Genomic DNA, 17,736 nt, shown 5'->3' with positions numbered 1-17,736 from the left:
TCTGCTTCAATTGCTATTACTTTGATTGCTGGTAACTACACAATTACTTTAACCAACCCTGCTACCGGTGAGGTTAAAACCAATAACATTACTGTGTTATCCAGATTTGTTGAAGATTATGATCTTGTAAAATACTTCCGTAACGACACTCAATACGTATTGAAAGTATTGGATGATGAAGGTAACCCTGCCAAAGCCGGTGAAATAATTACCTACAACATCAACGGTGTATTCTACAACCGTACAACCAATGAAACAGGACACGTTAAATTAAACATCAACTTGCAGCCTGGCGATTACATAATCACCGCTGAATACAAAGGATGTAAAGTTGCACACAACGTTACCGTACTTCCTGTTTTAACTGCAAGTAATTTCACCAAAAAATTCGGTGAAGCTGGCGCATTTGAAGCAAAATTAGTTGACGGTCAAGGAAACCCTTACAAAGGTCAATCAATCGGATTCAACATCAACGGTGTATTCTACAACAGAACAACCGACGATAACGGTATTGCTAGATTAAACATTAATTTACTGCCTGGCGAATACATAATTACCTCAAGTTACGGCTATGCATTAGCTGCTAACAAGGTAACTGTAACTGCTTAGGCTAAGAGAAGTTTTAATTAACTTCTCCATTTTTTCTTTTTTTACATGTAGATAACATAGTTTAAGTTAACATCTTTTTAATCAAGAATTAATTATCTTTAATGGATGATTGATTATTCAGGTTAATCACCCTGTGTCTTATTGTTTTATTGTTCATTTATTCATTTTAATGGTGGTTGATTTTTCCTGTGAAAAAACTTTTTTTACAAGCTGAAACAATTTTACTCGCTAAAAGCAATATTATAATCAGAAAGTAATTTTAAAGGCTTTAAATCGTTAAAAAAATTTAAATATCTTGAAATAGAATATATTAATTGAAAATATGCCTCATAACCAATTTCTGGAAATAATATGAGATTAACTATATTCATTTATAATTGTGATTGTAGTATTGATCTATTTTTTCAGTCTATTACCTTGGTTTTAGGAGGTGAAAATTATGGATTTTAAGCTGAATTTCAATTTAGCAGTTAAAGGCCTATCTTTTAGGCTTTTAATGATATTTGTCCTAATTTTAATTAAGATTATGGTATAAGTATCATGATTCATTTTTTTCATCTCCTAAGGGTGTGAATTTTTGATTATATGATATTAATGATGATTGAAATATAATATTTCCCGTATTATATCTGCTTTATTGATAAGAGGTATATTTTCCCTTCTGAAATTGATTATAATCAATTTTTCACACAAATTCAAATAAATATATATAGGAGTAAGTAAAAAATTAATAAATAGAATTATTTTAATAATTCGAAGTGAATTATTATTTCACTAAATAACCAAGGTAATTTGAAATCAATGTCTCGGGGATTTTGTGGGATTTTTTTAATCTCACATTAAGGCATTGATTATAAATAATGCTTTTTTTTTAGTTAATTTAAAAGATAATGATTATTTTTAAATATTAGATATTAAATAGTAGTAATTGTAGTGAATTATTATTTCACTAAATAACCAAGGTAATTTGAAATCAATGTCTCGGGGATTTTGTGGGATTTTTTTTAATCTCACATTAAGGCATTGATTATTGATAATGCTTTTTTTTAAAATGTCCATTCACAACTTTTTTTAGAATAATTTAATATTAAGATTTGACAAATATAGAATTAATTATTCATGGAGATTGAAAATGATATATTCAAATGAAGTAGAAAATATGTGTCCTGTTGCTAAAGGGGCAAATCACGGTCCTGCACCGATACCTGAAGAAGGCAGGTGGGTCAAATCCAAGGAAATCTCTGACATTTCCGGTCTGACTCATGGTATAGGCTGGTGTGCACCTCAGCAGGGATGCTGCAAACTGACATTAAACGTTAAGGAAGGTATTATTGAGGAAGCTCTGGTTGAGACTATCGGATGCTCTGGTATGACTCATTCAGCTGCAATGTCCGGTGAAATTCTGATTGGAAAAACCATTCTTGAGGCATTGAATACTGATCTGGTGTGTGATGCAATCAACACTGCAATGAGGGAGCTTTTCCTGCAGATAGTATACGGCAGAACACAGTCCGCATTTTCTGAAGACGGCCTTCCTATCGGAGCAGGCCTTGAGGATTTGGGTAAAGGCCACAGAAGCCAGGTAGGTACAATCTATTCAACAAACAGGAAAGGTCCAAGATACCTGGAGCTTACCGAAGGATACATTACCGAAATTGCTCTTGATGAAGATGACGAAATTATAGGATATAAATATATCAATCTGGGAATCATGCTTGACGCCATAAAGGACGGCGTTGACCCTGCAGAGGCTATCGAAAAGGCAAGCGGCCAGTACGGCAGATTCGACGATGCGGTCAAAACGATTGATCCTAGAAAGGAATGAATATGGGTGGAATTTATGAGTTTATTTGAAAGTTATGAAAGAAGAATCGATCAGATAATTCCTGTACTTAACAGTTATGGCATCAGTGACCTTGAGGAAGCCAGACAGATTTGTCTTGACAAAGGTTTCGACCCATATGAAATCGTAAAGGGCGTTCAGCCGATTTGCTTTGAAAACGCCTGCTGGGCATATACTGTCGGAGCGGCAATTGCTGTTAAAAAGGACTGCATCAAAGCTGCCGATGCCGCAAAGGCAATAGGTGAAGGGCTTCAGTCATTCTGCATTCCAGGAAGCGTTGCAGACGACAGAAAAGTAGGATTGGGTCACGGTAACCTCGCTTCAATGCTTTTGAGTGAAGATTCAAGCTGCTTTGCATTTCTCGCAGGCCATGAAAGTTTCGCAGCAGCCGAAGGAGCAATTGGAATTGCAAACTCAGCAAACCAGGTTCGCCAAGAGCCTTTAAGAGTTATCCTAAACGGTCTTGGAAAGGACGCCGCATTAATCATTTCAAGAATCAACGGATTTACCTATGTCCAGACCGAATTCGACTATTTCACAGGTGAAGTAAAAGTTGTGCGTGAAAAGGCATACTCCGATGGTGAAAGGGCAAAGGTAAGATGTTACGGTGCCGATGATGTGCGTGAAGGCGTTGCAATCATGCATCTTGAAGGCGTTGATGTGTCAATTACCGGTAACTCAACAAACCCTACCAGATTCCAGCATCCGGTAGCCGCAACCTACAAGAAGGAATGCATCGAACAGGGCAAGAAATACTTCTCAGTTGCATCCGGAGGAGGTACCGGAAGAACCCTGCACCCTGACAACATGGCGGCAGGTCCGGCATCCTATGGTATGACAGACACTATGGGAAGAATGCATTCGGATGCCCAGTTTGCCGGCTCATCTTCAGTTCCCGCTCACGTGGAAATGATGGGACTTATCGGTATGGGTAACAATCCGATGGTCGGTGCAAGCGTAGCTGTGGCAGTGGCCGTTGAAAAGGCAATGAACAAATAAGGGAAATTCAATTTCCCCAAATATTCTTTTTTTGGAGTAATTTTTCATGAAATTGGTTGTTCAGAGAGTCACCAGCGCAAGCGTTGAAGTTGAAAATGACACTGTCGGTGAAATCGGTGAGGGACTTATGGTTCTTGTAGGATTCGGTGAAAACGACACGACCCGCGAAGCCGATTATCTGGCCCGAAAGCTTGTAAAGCTCAGAATATTTGCTGATGAAGACGGGAAAATGAATCGCTCTGTCAAGGATGTGTCCGGAAAGTTATTGCTTGTTCCCCAGTTCACATTATACGGCAAGGTCAAAAAGAACAGGCCATCATTTCACAAAGCCTTAAATCCGTCAGACGCCACAAAGCTCTTTGATTACTTTGTTGAAAAATGCGGTGAGGAGATTGAAGTTGAAACAGGCCAGTTCGGCGCATTCATGAAAGTTTCACTTTTAAACAATGGTCCCGTTACAATATTGCTTGAAAAGGAATTTGGAGATGATTAGATGGATTTTGATGAAGTTTTGCTTAAAAGAAGAAGCGTTCGCAAATTCACCGGCGATGAGGTTACTAAAAATCAATTGAATGAAATATTAAAGGCAGGTCTTCTGGCTCCTACAAGCATGAACAGAAAGCCATGCAGTTTTCTTGTGGTTTCAGATAGAGAAACATTAAAGGAACTGTCTGAGGTAAAACAGCACGGCTCCCAGTTTTTGGCCGGTGCAGATAAGGCAATAGTTGTCATTGCAAACACCCTGAAAGCGGACACCTGGATAGAGGACTCATCAATTGCATTGTCATTCATGCATTTAATGGCTGCAAATGTCGGTGTTGGAAGCTGCTGGATACAGATTCACTTAAGAAAATCCGCTGAAGGCGAAGACGCTGAAAGGTTGGTTCGAGATATTGTAAAGATAGATGACTATTTCCGCATTGTAGGTATTTTAGCCTTAGGTATTCCTGATGGTGAAGTCAAGCCGCATACATTGGATGATATGGACAAAAGCCAGATTCATTTCTTAGTTTGAATTTTTCATTTTTTCAATTGATTCCTGTGGAATTTCTGTTATTTTTGATATTTCCATTGGGGTCATGGTTTTAAGCATTTTTGAAACAATTTCCTTTTCAGCTTTATTTTTTCCTATTTCAATGCCTTGCTCTCGTTTGATGTTTCGGATATAATCTTCAGATTCAGTATATTCACAAAGCATCCTCATTAATATTTTGTCATAGATTCTTGATTTGGTGGTGTAATAGAAAGTTTTAATCTTTTTAAAATTGATGATTTTTTTAATCTTCAACCAGTATCTTTGTTTTCTATTTCCAAAAACTGAAATTAGGATTTCTGTTAGTTTTTCAAGTTCATAAATATTCATGTCTTCAAAGGGTTCTGTATCTATTTCAGTTTCAACTTTCAACCTTCCTAGGAAATATCCTTTTTTTAGCCCCTTTTTTTCTCCAGTTTTTCCGTAAGCTTCTTGCCACATGTAAAATTCTGATAGTGGATGGTTTTTCATGTTCTTGTCTCCCTTAAGGTGTTTTTCTCCAATTAAATGTAAGTTTGTTTTGCTATTTCGTTTATAACTGATAATGGTATTTTGGTTAGTTTTGTTATTTCTTTTGGTGTTAACATTTCCAACATTGCTGTTACTATTTCTATTATTGCTTCTTTTCTTCCTTTGTTTATAGTTTCTTCTTGCCATTCGTAGAATTCTGAATTTAATGATTTTTCCATTCTATTCATCTCCATTAATTCTATTTTTCACATAATATTCTATGTTTAGCCACATTGTTGCCTGCAATATAATTCTGTTTTCGATGATTATTTTCCCGTTTTTGATGATGTAACACAGCTTTTCAACAGTATTATAAGGATTTCGTGAATTTTGCATATCTGGGATGGTTTCAATTATTTCACAGTTATGGCCGGTTAATTCTTTGTTGAATTCAAATTTCTTTTTTATCTTATTTAAATTTTTTTTCATTTCGCATAATTGCGGCTGTTCCAATCTGTTTTTTCATGATTTTTGTTTTTCTCGGATTATGTCGTTGTCATCATCCAGTGCTTGGCTTTTACATAATTCCATGTTTTTAAGTGCGACTTATCGCTTACGTGATTTTTACCTCCTTTATATATTAGTTTCATAATGAACTGTTTCAAAAGAAACATTTATATCATATGTCCAATAGATTAATACACAGGTGAGAAAAATGAGTGAAGAAGTTTTTCAAGCTATCAAAGATGATTCTCCCCTGATTGCTTGGATACATAACATTTCCCTGAATCAGCAGAAATACATGGATTCAAAAATCAAAGATTTGGATTTGGGCCATAATGTCCGCTATATCATGTATATCCATGACAATCCTGGGTGTTCACAGGACGATCTGGTTAGGATGTTTTGCCAAAGCAAGGGAAACGTTGCCAAGGTACTTAAAAAACTTGAGGACGACGGATTCATTAAAAGACAGATCAATCCCACAAACAGACGCAAATACATGCTGATGACAACCGATAAGGGAAATGAGCTCGTTCCGAAATACAGGCAAATATCTATGGAATGGGAAAGGAAAGTCGGCATAGGTGATGAGGACGGGGAGTTCAAAAAAAGACTAATCGAAATTGCTTTTAATACTTATGAAATTAACAATAAAGAGGGTTTATTATGAAAATAGAGTTTGAGACGTATGTTATACTGATATCATTTCTGACTTCATTTTTCGGAGTCTTTCTGTCAAACGGTATCATAATTGGAGTTCCGGCGATTGCAAGCGACTTTGCAATGAACAATGTTATTCAAAACTGGATTCCAACAATATTTTTCCTTGCAATGGCCGTATTCACGGTTCCTGCAGGACAGATTTCAGGAAAATATGGTGTTAAAAAGTCACTGCTTATTGGAGTTGTCGTGTTTTTAATAGGTTCTGTCGGTGCGGCGCTGTCCTTTTCAACAGAATCATTCATGCTTTTCAGAATTATACAGGGAATAAGCGTGGGCGTAGTCAACGTGTCTGCAATGGCAATGGTGGTTTCAGCCGTCAAACCGCAGAACAGAGGAAAGGCCCTGGGCTTTACCGTAACTGGTGTTTATCTTGCAACTTCACTTTCTCCGGTTATAAGCGGATTTCTGGTCTATAACTTCGGATGGAGATCCATATTTTATGTAGTCATTCCATTTTTAGTTTTATGTATCATCGTAATGCTTTTAAAAATACCTCAGGACTGGCAAACATATAAGGATGACAGGATTGATACTCTAGGATCTGTTTTATACTCCATCGGAATTCTGCTTTTCATCTACGGATTTACCAACCTTGTCAATCAGACGGGCATTATATTCACCGTTGCTGGCATAATATTGCTTGTGGTATTTGCCTTCTGGGAGCTTAGGCAGACTTCACCTGTGTTCAACATGAATCTCTTTAAGAACATGAAGTTCACATCATCAAACATTGCCGCCCTGTGCAGTTATCTGGCGATTATGGTTGTTACAACAATCCTGAATTACCATTTCCAGTATGTGAGAGGCTGGAACGCTCAGAGCGCAGGTATGATTTTAATAGTCACTCCAATCATCATGGCGATTCTTGCACCGAATACGGGCAAGCTTTCAGACAGGATTCATCCACAGAAACTTGCAGCTGCAGGTATGGCAATAGCTACGGTGGCTCTTTTGATATTGACATTCCTTACAAAGGACACTCCGCTTTACATGGTGATTCTGGCAATGATTCTTCAGGGTATAGGTATGGGACTGTTCTCAAGTCCGAACATGAACGCGATAATGAGTTCCGTTCCGCCAAAGGATGCTCCGACTGCTTCCGCTTCACAGGCAACCATGAGAACTATAGGCCAGACCATGAGTCTCGGTCTTCTGACTCTGATATTTGCTTGGGTTATGGGCAGCCTGCCGTTGGCTACACAGCATGCTGCTTTAATCGTGCAGTCTTCACATATAATCTGTGCAATTTCAACCGCCGCATGTGTACTGTCCATTTTCGCTTCACTTGTGGGAATCAAATCAAAAGACAAGTTCAATGTTTAAAAAAATAATGGGGATTATTCCCCTCTTTTTCTTATTATTAATATCAGATTTCATCATCCAATAGGAAATCTAAGACATTTTTGTGTTTAATTCCATTTCTGGACTTGTCATATTCATCCATACTTAATACATAAGTATCATATTTGTCTGGAACCATCATTAATGGAGTAAACTCTCTTTTAATTGTGTCTTCATCAGATAACAGATAAGCCACTTGAACATAGACTATTTTATTGTATTTTTCACATACAAAATCAATTTCCCTGTCATATATTTTGCCTATTTTAACTGAATAGTTTCTTCTAACCAATTCATTGAATACAATATTTTCAAGAATTCTTCCCAGCCAATGGTTATTGTCATCAACTAATGCATGATGAAATCCATGGTCAGCCATGTAATATTTTTCATCAGTTGTTAATAGTTTTTTACCCACAATGTCATGACGCCTAACTTTCGTTGAGAATAATGAATCTTCAAGATAGTTTGTAAAATTGGAAATAGTGTTTCTTGATGTTCTTCTATTTTCATTTTTCAAATAGTTCGTAATGCTTGTTTTTGAAAATGTTTGTCCTGTAGAGTTCATCAGATAGTGTGAAAATCTTTTAAACAGATCAATTTCTTTGATTTTATACCTTGAAAGAATATCGTGCACAATAATGGAATCATAAATGTCTTGAAGAGCATTTATTTTTGTATTTGTATCTTTTATCGGCAGTAAACCCGGCATTCCACCAAACATTAAATATTCATCAAAGGTCTTTTTAATGAACTCTTTGGTCAATTCAACGCCGTCAATTTCTTGTCTGTATTGCAAGATTTCTTTAAATGAAAATGGATATAAATTAATTTTGATGTAACGTCCTGAAAGTAGTGTTGCAAGTTCATTTGACAGTAATTTAGAGTTTGAACCGGTAATATAAATGTCACAATCAAATGAAACTCTGTATGAATTAATGGATTTTTCCCATTCATCCACCTGCTGAATTTCATCAAAAAGCAGGTATATTCTGCCTTCAATATCTTTAACTAAGCTCAATACCACTTCATCAAGTTGCTCCTGTGTAAAAATATTTTTGTATTCAACTGATTCAAAGGAGATATATATAATATTTTCATTCGGTATTCCATTTTCTTTAAGTTCATCAATAATGCTTTTTAATAGTGAAGTTTTCCCACTTCTTCTTAATCCTACAATAACTTTAATAAAATCGCTATCTAAAAGATTACGAATTTGTTTTAAGTAATTTTCTCGTTTAATCATTATTTTATCCCCTTAAATATATTTTTATTTATTTTTCATCATATTTAAATGTGCTTTGTGTGGGAAGCAGTGTTGTGTTTTTTTTGTATATGTGCTTTGTGTGGGAAGCAGTATTGTGTTTTTTTTTGTATGTATGCTTTGTGTGGGAAGCAGTATTGTGTTATTTTTGTATATGTGCTTTCTGTAAAAAGCACTTATAATTTTTCAAAATGCACCATCAATCACCAAAAATTCACATTAAAATGACTAATATTTAAATAAAACAAAGTTAAAATAGTTATATGTAATATAATAAATTGGAAATGGGAATTTTTGATTTTTTATATAGTTTAGTGAAAATGGTGTGAATCTTATGAATTTAAATCACAATATGAAATTAGGTTTAGTAACGGCTATTGCTATAATCGGTTTATTTGTGTTGTCATTGATTATTACACAAATGCCTGAAGGCGAAAACTCTGTTCGTTTCGGAATCCTGACATTGTTGCCGCCTCTTATTGCTATTGCATTAGCTTTTATTACAAAAGAAACTGTTCTATCGTTATTTGTCGGTGTTTTTGTTGGGGAATTTATGCTCTGTGTAAATGACTTGAACATTATCAGCTCCGCTGTAAACGCATTTTTAGGTATCGGTAATGAAGTAATCTCATGTATGGCTGATCCTTGGAATGCAGGTATTATACTTCAATGTCTGCTCATTGGTGGTGTAATTCAGCTCATCACAAAAATGGGTGGTGCACAGGCATTGGCAAACACATTCTCAAAACGTGCAAATACACCTCGTAAAGCTCAGCTCATCACATGGTTCTTAGGATTATGTGTATTTTTCGACGACTATGCAAACTCTTTAATCATCGGTCCTATCATGAGGCCGGTTATGGACAAACTCAAAGTATCCAGAGAAAAATTGGCATTCATTGTTGACGCAACCGCAGCTCCTATTGCAGGTCTTGCTATCATTTCCACCTGGATCGGTTTGGAAGTCAGTTTGATTGCTGCCGGATTTGAATCCATAGGCATTACAAACGTAACAGGTTTCGGAGTCTTCCTTCAAACCATTCCATACAGGTTCTATAACATATTCATCTTAATATTCATTGTAATTTCTGCAATAACATTATATGAATTCGGACCAATGAAAGATGCAGAGAAAAAAGCCCGTAAAAGAAAAGAAAACGAAAAGGTCATTGAGGCTTCAGCTCCTGGATTCGATGAAGTCAAACCTGTTGAAGGAATCAAATTATCCATCTGGAATGCAATCATCCCTATCGGAACACTTATTATCGGTGCACTTATAGCATTCTACTGGAGCGGATACACTACAATTTTAGGCGGAGAGGACGCAGCTCTCATCCAGCTTATGCATACTGCTCCACTGTCATTCAACGGTATTTTTGAAGCATTAGCAGCATCTGACGCATCAGTAGCTCTCTTCCAGGCAGCACTTCTTGCATCAATCGTTGCAATCGTCATGGCAGTCGGTCAGAAAATACTCACCATTGAAGATGCAATATCCGAATGGATCGGCGGTATGAAAACAATCGTCATTACCGGTGTAATCCTTCTTCTTGCATGGTCATTAGGTGGAGTCATCGGTGAGGTCGGAACCGCAGACTACCTTGTAGGGGTTCTAAAAGGTGCAATTCCTGCATTTGTACTGCCTAGTCTGATTTTCATTTTAGGAGCTCTTATTTCCTTTGCAACAGGTACGGCATACGGTACAATGAGTATTTTGATGCCTTTGGCTATTCCTCTTGCATGGGCGGTATGTCCGGACATGACATTTACTGTCGTATGTACCAGTGGCGTATTGACCGGAGCAATCTTCGGGGATCACTGTTCACCGATTTCAGACACTACGATTCTGTCGTCTATGGGATCAAGCTGTAACCATATTAACCACGTTCAGACGCAAATCTACTATGCGATTTTCGTTGCAATTGTGGCAATCGTCTTCGGTTACTTACCTGCAGGTCTCGGTGTTGCATGGTACATTTCAATCCCGATTGCAGCTGTCGTTTTATATGTCGGATTGAGAGTGCTCGGTGAGAAAGTCGATTTCGATGAGGTCGAAACCGAAGAGGCTACGTGAATGGACTAAATCCATTCATTTTTAATTTTTTTAAGTGATTAAAATGGCTAAAATCGAAATTGAACTGACAGAAGAACAGCTTAAAAAAGTTGAAATCTTAAAGAAAAACGATATTGATGTTGGAACTGCTATTGACATGCTTTTTGAAGCAAAAGAACAGTCATATCAGCAGGAAGCAGAATATCTTGAAAACAAAATTAACCAGGCTAACAGACAAAGAGAAGAGCTTGAAGAACAACTTGAAAACATTAATAAAGAGATTTCACTATATTCCCAGCTTAAGGATGCAGGTTTAGGTGCTGAACAGAAACTTAAAATCCTTGAAAAGGAATATGGTGATGTCGATGAAAGTTATGAAATGAAAGTTCAGGATGTTAAGCATAAAATCAACTGGACTAAAGATTTCTTCAAATTCTAAACTCTTTTTTTCTTATTTTTTCAATAAACTATTTTACCTAAAAAACCTATAAAATATATTAGATTAATTAGGTGGTAAAATATAATGCAGAAAGTAATAAACGCACATTGTCATATCTATCCCGAAAAGATTGCATCAAAAGCCGTTGAAGGAATTAAAAACTTTTATGATTTGAACATGTCCCTGAACGGCAAGACCGATGACCTCATAAGGGACGGCAGCAGAGTTGGTGTAGTTCATTACCTTGTTCATTCAGTTGCAACCACCCCAAAACAGGTTAAATCCATCAATGAATTCATATCAAGTGAAGTGAAATCCCATCCCGATTTGTTCACGGGTTTCGGAACCCTTCACCCTGACAGCGATGACATTGAAGGGGACTTCAGCCATCTCATTGACTTGGGCCTTAAGGGCGTAAAGCTTCACCCGGATTTCCAGCAGTTTGCCTTAAATGAAGAAAGGGCATTCGCATTGGGTGAGGTTATAAACGAGGGAAATGTTCCTCTGATGATTCATTGCGGAGATTTCAGATATAACTATTCAAATCCCGAACAGCTCATTCCCTTTTTGGATGAGTTTCCTGACCTGACCGTTATAGGAGCTCATTTTGCAGGATGGAGCATGTGGGAAGAGGCAACAAGACAGCTTGCAGGAAGAGAAAACCTTTATGTTGATTTAAGCTCAAGCCTATATGCACTTTCGCCCGAAACAGCTAAGGATCTGATTCACGCCTACGGTGCCGACAGGGTCTTATGGGCAACGGATTATCCCATGTGGGATGCAGTATCTGAAATGGAATACTTTGACAAAATCGATTTAACCGATGATGAAAAATCAATGATTTTATATGAAAATGCAGCAAAACTTCTTAAGGTGATTTAGATGTGCACAGCAAGCAATTATATAACGAAAAAACATTATTTCGGCCGTAACTTTGACTATGAAATATCATACAATGAACGGGTGACCATTACTCCACGCAACTACAAATTTGACTTTAAGCTTATCGATTCAATCGAAAGCCACTATGCAATCATCGGAGTGGCCGCAGGCGTTGACGTTTATCCTTTATACTATGACGCATGCAACGAAAAGGGACTGTCCATTGCAGGACTTAACTTTGCAGGAAACGCAAAATACCTTGATGAAAAGGAAGGAATGGTCAATATAACTCCATTTGAATTCATTCCGTATTTGTTAAGCAACTTCTCATCAGTTGCTGAAGTCAAAGTTGCTCTTGAAAACATCAACCTTGTAAACATCAACTTTTCAGAGGAGCTGCCTTTATCTCCGCTTCACTGGATGATTTCGGATGAAAGCGCAGCAATTGTCGTTGAACCTATGGAAGACGGACTAAAAGTATTTGACAATCCTGTTGGAGTATTAACCAATAATCCTCCTTTTGACAAGCAGCTTTTCACTTTAAATGACTACAGAAGTTTATCAAACAAAAATCCTGAAAATACATTCAGTGATTCCTTTGATTTGGATGAGTATTCAAGGGGAATGGGTGCTATCGGACTTCCGGGAGACCTGTCATCTTCTTCAAGGTTTGCAAAAGTAGCTTTTACAAGGGCAAATTCATATTCAGGAGACGACGAAGAGGCAAGCGTAAACCAGTTCTTCCACATTCTAGGCTCCGTTGAACAGCAGAACGGTTGCACATTCATAAACGATCCTGATTTGTATGAATATACAATCTACACATCATGTTATAACACTGCCGATGCAATCCTTTATTACAGGACATATACGAACAGTCAGATTACGGCAGTTAAACTCATGAATGAGGATTTGGATTCAGATGAACTGATAAACTATAAACTTGTAACGGATGAGCAGATTTCATTTATTAACTAAATAAAATTCTATGGGTGTTTAAATAATGGGCATGTTTTCTAAAACTCCCGCTGAGCAGAAGCTGGAGGATTTGACAGGCGGATTTATATTAAGCGATGAGTATAAGGCGCTTTTAAGAGCAAACAATATCGAGTTTTCAGTAGGGGAGCACATCAAAAATCAGCTTAAGGAAGAAATCAAGCTGAACATAGTCAGCGAGGAAGGCCTTGAAACGAGGCTTCGCTATCTCATTAAGCAGAATGCTAAAAAGACTTCCGAGACTGTAAAAGCTCCTGAAGTTACCCAAAAGCCTTCTACATCACAGGGTCCTCTTCACCACTTTGAGGAGGAAATCAAATCACTTAAGGTTGAATATGATGCCAAGGAGAAGGTTGTCGTCAATCTCATTGAAAAGTCATTCGCTCCTCCTCAGATTACATATGACAAGTTCATGGACCATGTGAAAAGCTCAACAAAGGTTTTCACATCAGAATATGACAGCGCACTCAACATTGTCAGGCTGGCAACCCGTGAAACACCAAGAATCGACACGGAACTTGAAAACAAGATTTCCAACATGAAGGCTATCATTTCATATATTGATGATTTGACAAATGAACTCATTATCAGTTTAAGCTCCAACAAGGAAAGCGACACCGATGTTGAAAATCTCCTTGAGGACATGAAGGATTTGATAGATTCCGTCAAGAAATATGATTGATAACAAATTAAATACATTAACTTTAAAAATAAACCACACCATATATATTATTATATTCACTGTTTTAATGAGGTATAGAAAATGGCTGAATTTTCACTAAACATTGATCAAATAGAAAATGAAGTAGAAGATACCATTAAGGTAGAGCAAGAAAAGTTACAGAATTCTAATCTTAAGACTCAGGCTGAAAACAATGCGGTAGCTATTTTCGATGCGGATTTAGATAATCCTGTCGAAAGGGAAAACATTTTAAAGCCATTGGACAGTTTCGGTTTAAATGACATGAACCGCTCATCACAAAAAAACAAACTCTTAAGCACACGTTTCGTTGATTTCAATAAAGGTGGAACCGAATCAGAAAACATCGGCGACAAATTGAATGAACTCAACATTCAGTTAAAGGACATCGATCCAAGCAAAGTCGATTTCACCAAAAAGGGCGTTTTGGGAGACATCTTCAATCCTGTCAGAAAATACTTCTCAAGATATCAGAAAGCTGATGCCGCCATTTCAGAAATCCTCGAATCACTTGACCACAGCAGCAAAATACTGCAGAACGACAATACTACACTGGTTGCTGAGGAAAACAACTTGAGGGAAGTCACCAACAAGCTTCTTGCAGACATTGAATTGGGTAAGCAGATGGACGAGTCCATTGAAATGCAGATACAGAACGCAGAGCTTCAGGGAGTCGACCCGGAAAAAATCGCATTTGTTAAAGAAGAGGTTTTATTCCCGTTAAGGCAGAGAATCATGGATATGCAGCAGATGATTGTAATCAACCAGCAGGGAATAGTATCACTTAATGTTATCAGAAGAAACAACAAGGAACTTATTCGTGGAGTAAACCGTGCCAAAAACGTGACCGTGACTGCTTTAAGGACTGGTGTAATGGTTGCAAGCGCACTGTACGACCAGAAACTTGTAATGGATAAAATAAACATTTTAAATGAGACTACAGGAAACATCATTGAGTCAACTTCCCATATGCTTCATGAACAGGGTGCTGAAATCCAAAAGTCAAGCGGAGAAGCTATGATTTCACCTGAAATACTTCAAAACTCATTCAGGGAAGCGCTTCTTGCAATTGAAGAGGTAAGCAACTACAAGGAACAGGCACTTCCTCAGATGAAAGAGACCATTGCAATGTTCAGCAACATGGCCGATGAAGGCCAGAAGGTCGTTGAAAAGATAGAAACTTCAAATGATTAGATATGAAATGTCACAGTTGCGGCTATGAAAACGCTGATGAAGCAACATACTGCCATGAATGCGGCGTTAATCTCAAAAAGAGAGATTCCAAGAAAGACGCTGAGGTTTTGGACAGGAAATTTAGGGTTGTCAATAAAAGACAATCTTATCCTACACCTCCCGAAAACTCTGTTCAGGCTAAATTATTGTATAAGCATGACAGGCACACCGGAAGGCTGAGGCTTGCCAAGACAAAATGCGCAACCATTGTCGTATTTTGCGCATTTACAATATTCGGGCTGATAGTCAGTTCAATCACTTCATCAGGAATTGCTACTGCCGTGTTTGTTGCATTAATGTTTGGAGCGCTTTTTGCCATTCCAGTTGCAGTTATAGGATTTGTCATAGGATACATTATCGATAAGATATTCCATTAATTAATTTTTTTAGAAAAATTTTATATAATATTAACATTATAGTTAATTATAATGTTTATTAATAAAAATAATCGAATTTTACAGGTTTTACTGGTTTTAATTCTTTCCTGTCTGGTTTATGCCTATGTGGTTTTCGTTGAGCATTCCGTTTTGATACAGGACTTTTCTTTAATGAAATTCATAGCTTATTTTTCATTCAAGAAATTTTTGATTATACTTTTTGCCTTTTCGGTTATTTTTTATGTATTATTTGATGAAAAAAGAAAAAACAGGGTCATTGAATTTATTTACTCATACAGAATTCCGTTGATGTTTCTGATTCTGGTGTTCTGTGTGATTTTCCAGATTCACGGATCATCAATAAACGAACTGAATTTTTTTAATGTAAAGCACAATCTATTATTTGGTGTTTCAAGACCAATCAGGGCCGATGAGTTTAACGTAAACACGATGCTTGCCTTTTCCCAGTATGTTAATAATTTTTCTTATTTCACAGATATCGTAAGGGCAGCTTCCACAGACATGTTTCTGGTTTATGGCCAGCCTGTATTTGACATTGGGATAATATTCAAGCCCTTTTTAATAGGATATCTCTTTTTAAATCCGGCTCGTGGGCTGTCATTTTTCTGGGTTTCACGTTTGCTTGTGCTGCTTCTGGTATCATTTGAATTTGCAAGGCTATTGACTGGTGATGACAGGAAATTGTCCCTTGCATATGCTCTTTTAATCACATTTTCTCCTTTGGTTCAATGGTGGTTTGCAATAAACGGCCTTGTCGAGCAGCTGATTTTTGGCCAGCTTGGCGTTCTGCTGATTAATTTCTATATGAAAACCGAGGATTACAGAAAACGTCTGCTGATTGGCCTGGCCATGATAATTGTCGTCGGCGGATTTGCGCTGGTGTTATATCCTTCCTGGCAGATTCCCTTTGCATATGTATTTATTCTTTTAGCATTCTGGATATTTTTAAAAAACAGACGGGAATTCACATTCAACAAATATGATGTGCTGATTATTTTAGCCTCACTGGTTATACTGGCTGTTCTGATGGCTCATATTTTCATGAACTCTCTGGAAACTATTGGGATTTTCCTCAACACTGCCTATCCTGGAAATGAGGTTTTCAACGGCGCCGGCGTTGCATCATATTTCTTCAATTATGTTCCGTCAATATTTTTCCCGCTGATTCCTGACGGAATACCGCTCAACACTGTTGATGCATCAGCATTCTGTGATTTCTTCCCTGTTCCTTTGATATTAGCATTTATTGTTCTTGTTTATCAGAAAAGCAAGGACAGGCTACTGTACGGACTTCTGGCACTTTACGCAATATTTGTCGTATTTTATTTTGTGCCTATGCCGGATTTTATTCTCGACATTACTTTAAGGGGACATATCAGAAACATCCGTTTTTACAGCGTAATCGGATTTTTAGGCATCCTGATATTAATCAGGTCTCTTTCAAGCCTTAAAGGATTGAAATTCAAAAAGCTTGTCATCATATTTTCATTCCTGCTTTCTGTCCTCGTCGTTTACCTGTCAGTATTTTCATATGGCAGCTACTACATGACCTGGATGCTTGTAATTCTTGTGGTGTTTTATACCGCATTTTTCTCAGTAACATTTTTTGCATCATCTCCTGACGGAAAAAGGCTATTTCTGATTGCATGCATAGTGCTTTCATTTTTAACAGGTGCTCTGGTTAATCCGATTGACACCGGTGCTGATGTAGTCTATGAATCAGATTTCATCCATGAGGTTGAAGGCATTGTGGAAAGTGACCCTGATGGCGTTTGGATTGTTCAGGATTTATACTTCAATTCACTGATTCCTGTCGGTGCAAAGACTTTAAATTCAATCAACACATATCCCGACCTGGACAGGTGGCATTCCATAGATCCTGGCCATCAGTATGAGGATGTCTACAACAGATATGCCCACATTGCAGTCATTCTGCAGAATGATACGCCAACCGAGTTCAAGCTGGCGGCTCTTGATATCATGCATATTTATCTGAACGTCAATGATTTGGAAAAGCTTAATGTAAGCTATTTTGCAACCCCTAATGATTTGGAGGCATTTTCAAACGATAACGTTAGCTTTGTAAAGCTTTATGAGGAAGGCACATATAAGATTTACAGTGTCGAATATATAGTTCACGACACTAAAAATTATAAAAGTTCATAGGAACTTCCAGAGCCAATTTTCCCAATAACTTTCATTATCAATTACTTGTTTAAATTCATTTTCAAAGATAAATTTTAGTTGTTCGATGCTTGTTATAAATTTT

18 protein-coding genes and 1 pseudogene are annotated in these 17,736 nt (G+C 37.2%); 15 read left to right on the top strand and 4 right to left on the bottom strand.

Translation table 11 applies throughout. The features are described from left to right. The 5 genes and pseudogenes from ACKI2W_RS04140 to ACKI2W_RS04120 all read left to right on the top strand — a co-directional run. Nucleotides 1-609: pseudogene (locus tag ACKI2W_RS04140) on the top strand (adhesin); the annotation flags it as partial. 1,132 nt (nucleotides 610-1,741) lie between these two features. Beyond that, nucleotides 1,742-2,434 (top strand): iron-sulfur cluster assembly scaffold protein, encoded by a 693-nt coding sequence (locus ACKI2W_RS04135; protein ID WP_407379528.1) that lies wholly within the window; start codon nucleotides 1,742-1,744, stop codon nucleotides 2,432-2,434. Nucleotides 2,435-2,449: 15 nt separating this feature from the next. Beyond that, entirely contained in the window at nucleotides 2,450-3,451 is a 1,002-nt protein-coding gene (locus tag ACKI2W_RS04130; RefSeq protein WP_407379526.1) for a GGGtGRT protein, read from the top strand. 46 nt (nucleotides 3,452-3,497) lie between these two features. Continuing rightward, nucleotides 3,498-3,944, top strand: a complete 447-nt coding sequence (gene dtd / locus ACKI2W_RS04125) for a D-aminoacyl-tRNA deacylase (RefSeq protein ID WP_407379524.1) — start codon at nucleotides 3,498-3,500, stop codon at nucleotides 3,942-3,944. After that, the gene (locus ACKI2W_RS04120) at nucleotides 3,945-4,466 is read left to right on the top strand and encodes a nitroreductase family protein (RefSeq protein WP_407379522.1); all 522 of its coding nucleotides are present in this window, start codon (nucleotides 3,945-3,947) and stop codon (nucleotides 4,464-4,466) included. It abuts the gene before it with no gap. On the opposite strand, the gene ACKI2W_RS04115 is transcribed toward ACKI2W_RS04120, so the two are convergent. From ACKI2W_RS04115 to ACKI2W_RS04105, 3 genes are read right to left on the bottom strand one after another with little or no spacing between them, the layout of a single operon-like run. Continuing rightward, nucleotides 4,458-4,955: a hypothetical protein gene (locus ACKI2W_RS04115; protein WP_407379520.1), complete on the bottom strand. Its 498-nt coding sequence runs from the start codon at nucleotides 4,953-4,955 to the stop codon at nucleotides 4,458-4,460. The genes ACKI2W_RS04120 and ACKI2W_RS04115 overlap by 9 nt on opposite strands. Nucleotides 4,956-4,987: 32 nt before the next feature. Further along, complete coding sequence (locus ACKI2W_RS04110; RefSeq protein WP_407379518.1) at nucleotides 4,988-5,173, bottom strand: hypothetical protein; 186 nt, start codon at nucleotides 5,171-5,173, stop codon at nucleotides 4,988-4,990. Between the two features lies 1 nt (nucleotide 5,174). Continuing rightward, the gene (locus tag ACKI2W_RS04105; protein WP_407379516.1) at nucleotides 5,175-5,423 is read right to left on the bottom strand and encodes a hypothetical protein; all 249 of its coding nucleotides are present in this window, start codon (nucleotides 5,421-5,423) and stop codon (nucleotides 5,175-5,177) included. A 226-nt stretch (nucleotides 5,424-5,649) separates the two neighbouring features. Between ACKI2W_RS04105 and ACKI2W_RS04100 the strand changes: the two genes are divergently transcribed. Next, the gene (locus ACKI2W_RS04100) at nucleotides 5,650-6,108 is read left to right on the top strand and encodes a MarR family winged helix-turn-helix transcriptional regulator (protein ID WP_407379514.1); all 459 of its coding nucleotides are present in this window, start codon (nucleotides 5,650-5,652) and stop codon (nucleotides 6,106-6,108) included. Continuing rightward, nucleotides 6,105-7,484: an MFS transporter gene (locus ACKI2W_RS04095; protein WP_407379512.1), complete on the top strand. Its 1,380-nt coding sequence runs from the start codon at nucleotides 6,105-6,107 to the stop codon at nucleotides 7,482-7,484. The genes ACKI2W_RS04100 and ACKI2W_RS04095 overlap by 4 nt, the downstream gene beginning before the upstream one ends. Before the next feature lie 43 nt (nucleotides 7,485-7,527). Here ACKI2W_RS04095 and ACKI2W_RS04090 read toward each other — a convergent pair whose 3' ends face one another. Further along, entirely contained in the window at nucleotides 7,528-8,748 is a 1,221-nt protein-coding gene (locus ACKI2W_RS04090) for an ATP-binding protein (RefSeq protein WP_407379510.1), read from the bottom strand. 352 nt (nucleotides 8,749-9,100) lie between these two features. Between ACKI2W_RS04090 and ACKI2W_RS04085 the strand changes: the two genes are divergently transcribed. The 8 genes from ACKI2W_RS04085 (at nucleotide 9,101) to ACKI2W_RS04050 (ending at nucleotide 17,633) form a co-directional block, all read left to right on the top strand. Next, complete coding sequence (locus ACKI2W_RS04085) at nucleotides 9,101-10,840, top strand: Na+/H+ antiporter NhaC family protein (protein ID WP_407379508.1); 1,740 nt, start codon at nucleotides 9,101-9,103, stop codon at nucleotides 10,838-10,840. A 43-nt stretch (nucleotides 10,841-10,883) separates the two neighbouring features. Then, entirely contained in the window at nucleotides 10,884-11,258 is a 375-nt protein-coding gene (locus ACKI2W_RS04080; RefSeq protein WP_407379506.1) for a hypothetical protein, read from the top strand. An 84-nt stretch (nucleotides 11,259-11,342) separates the two neighbouring features. Then, nucleotides 11,343-12,140 carry an amidohydrolase family protein gene (locus tag ACKI2W_RS04075; protein WP_407379504.1) on the top strand — a complete coding sequence of 266 codons (798 nt, stop codon included), beginning with the start codon at nucleotides 11,343-11,345 and terminating at the stop codon, nucleotides 12,138-12,140. Further along, complete coding sequence (gene bsh, locus ACKI2W_RS04070; RefSeq protein ID WP_407379502.1) at nucleotides 12,141-13,118, top strand: choloylglycine hydrolase; 978 nt, start codon at nucleotides 12,141-12,143, stop codon at nucleotides 13,116-13,118. It begins immediately after the preceding gene. A 25-nt stretch (nucleotides 13,119-13,143) separates the two neighbouring features. Next, nucleotides 13,144-13,818 (top strand): hypothetical protein, encoded by a 675-nt coding sequence (locus tag ACKI2W_RS04065; protein ID WP_407379500.1) that lies wholly within the window; start codon nucleotides 13,144-13,146, stop codon nucleotides 13,816-13,818. Nucleotides 13,819-13,899: 81 nt separating this feature from the next. Then, on the top strand, nucleotides 13,900-15,030 hold the full coding sequence (locus tag ACKI2W_RS04060; protein ID WP_407379498.1) for a toxic anion resistance protein: 1,131 nt from the start codon (nucleotides 13,900-13,902) through the stop codon (nucleotides 15,028-15,030). A gap of 2 nt (nucleotides 15,031-15,032) precedes the next feature. Further along, complete coding sequence (locus ACKI2W_RS04055) at nucleotides 15,033-15,446, top strand: zinc ribbon domain-containing protein (protein ID WP_407379496.1); 414 nt, start codon at nucleotides 15,033-15,035, stop codon at nucleotides 15,444-15,446. Between the two features lie 51 nt (nucleotides 15,447-15,497). Further along, entirely contained in the window at nucleotides 15,498-17,633 is a 2,136-nt protein-coding gene (locus ACKI2W_RS04050; RefSeq protein WP_407379494.1) for a hypothetical protein, read from the top strand. Nucleotides 17,634-17,736: the final 103 nt, after the last annotated feature.

Source organism: Methanobrevibacter sp. (assembly GCF_045603845.1).
GTDB lineage: Archaea > Methanobacteriota > Methanobacteria > Methanobacteriales > Methanobacteriaceae > Methanocatella.
Note: the sequence above shows the minus strand (reverse complement) of the source record. Positions and strands in the feature narration are given on the sequence as shown.

Excerpts from the sequence above, each read along its gene's own strand:
- bsh (WP_407379502.1), top strand. The coding sequence starts at position 12,141 with ATGTGCACAGCAAGCAATTATATAACGAAAAAACATTATTTCGGCCGT.
- ACKI2W_RS04060 (WP_407379498.1), top strand. The coding sequence starts at position 13,900 with ATGGCTGAATTTTCACTAAACATTGATCAAATAGAAAATGAAGTAGAA.
- ACKI2W_RS04135 (WP_407379528.1), top strand. The coding sequence starts at position 1,742 with ATGATATATTCAAATGAAGTAGAAAATATGTGTCCTGTTGCTAAAGGG.
- ACKI2W_RS04065 (WP_407379500.1), top strand. The coding sequence starts at position 13,144 with ATGGGCATGTTTTCTAAAACTCCCGCTGAGCAGAAGCTGGAGGATTTG.
- ACKI2W_RS04050 (WP_407379494.1), top strand. The coding sequence starts at position 15,498 with ATGTTTATTAATAAAAATAATCGAATTTTACAGGTTTTACTGGTTTTA.
- ACKI2W_RS04100 (WP_407379514.1), top strand. The coding sequence starts at position 5,650 with ATGAGTGAAGAAGTTTTTCAAGCTATCAAAGATGATTCTCCCCTGATT.
- ACKI2W_RS04090 (WP_407379510.1), bottom strand. The coding sequence starts at position 8,748 with ATGATTAAACGAGAAAATTACTTAAAACAAATTCGTAATCTTTTAGAT.
- ACKI2W_RS04080 (WP_407379506.1), top strand. The coding sequence starts at position 10,884 with ATGGCTAAAATCGAAATTGAACTGACAGAAGAACAGCTTAAAAAAGTT.
- ACKI2W_RS04130 (WP_407379526.1), top strand. The coding sequence starts at position 2,450 with ATGAGTTTATTTGAAAGTTATGAAAGAAGAATCGATCAGATAATTCCT.
- ACKI2W_RS04095 (WP_407379512.1), top strand. The coding sequence starts at position 6,105 with ATGAAAATAGAGTTTGAGACGTATGTTATACTGATATCATTTCTGACT.
- ACKI2W_RS04085 (WP_407379508.1), top strand. The coding sequence starts at position 9,101 with ATGAATTTAAATCACAATATGAAATTAGGTTTAGTAACGGCTATTGCT.
- dtd (WP_407379524.1), top strand. The coding sequence starts at position 3,498 with ATGAAATTGGTTGTTCAGAGAGTCACCAGCGCAAGCGTTGAAGTTGAA.
- ACKI2W_RS04075 (WP_407379504.1), top strand. The coding sequence starts at position 11,343 with ATGCAGAAAGTAATAAACGCACATTGTCATATCTATCCCGAAAAGATT.
- ACKI2W_RS04055 (WP_407379496.1), top strand. The coding sequence starts at position 15,033 with ATGAAATGTCACAGTTGCGGCTATGAAAACGCTGATGAAGCAACATAC.
- ACKI2W_RS04110 (WP_407379518.1), bottom strand. The coding sequence starts at position 5,173 with ATGGAAAAATCATTAAATTCAGAATTCTACGAATGGCAAGAAGAAACT.
- ACKI2W_RS04115 (WP_407379520.1), bottom strand. The coding sequence starts at position 4,955 with ATGAAAAACCATCCACTATCAGAATTTTACATGTGGCAAGAAGCTTAC.
- ACKI2W_RS04120 (WP_407379522.1), top strand. The coding sequence starts at position 3,945 with ATGGATTTTGATGAAGTTTTGCTTAAAAGAAGAAGCGTTCGCAAATTC.
- ACKI2W_RS04105 (WP_407379516.1), bottom strand. The coding sequence starts at position 5,423 with ATGAAAAAAAATTTAAATAAGATAAAAAAGAAATTTGAATTCAACAAA.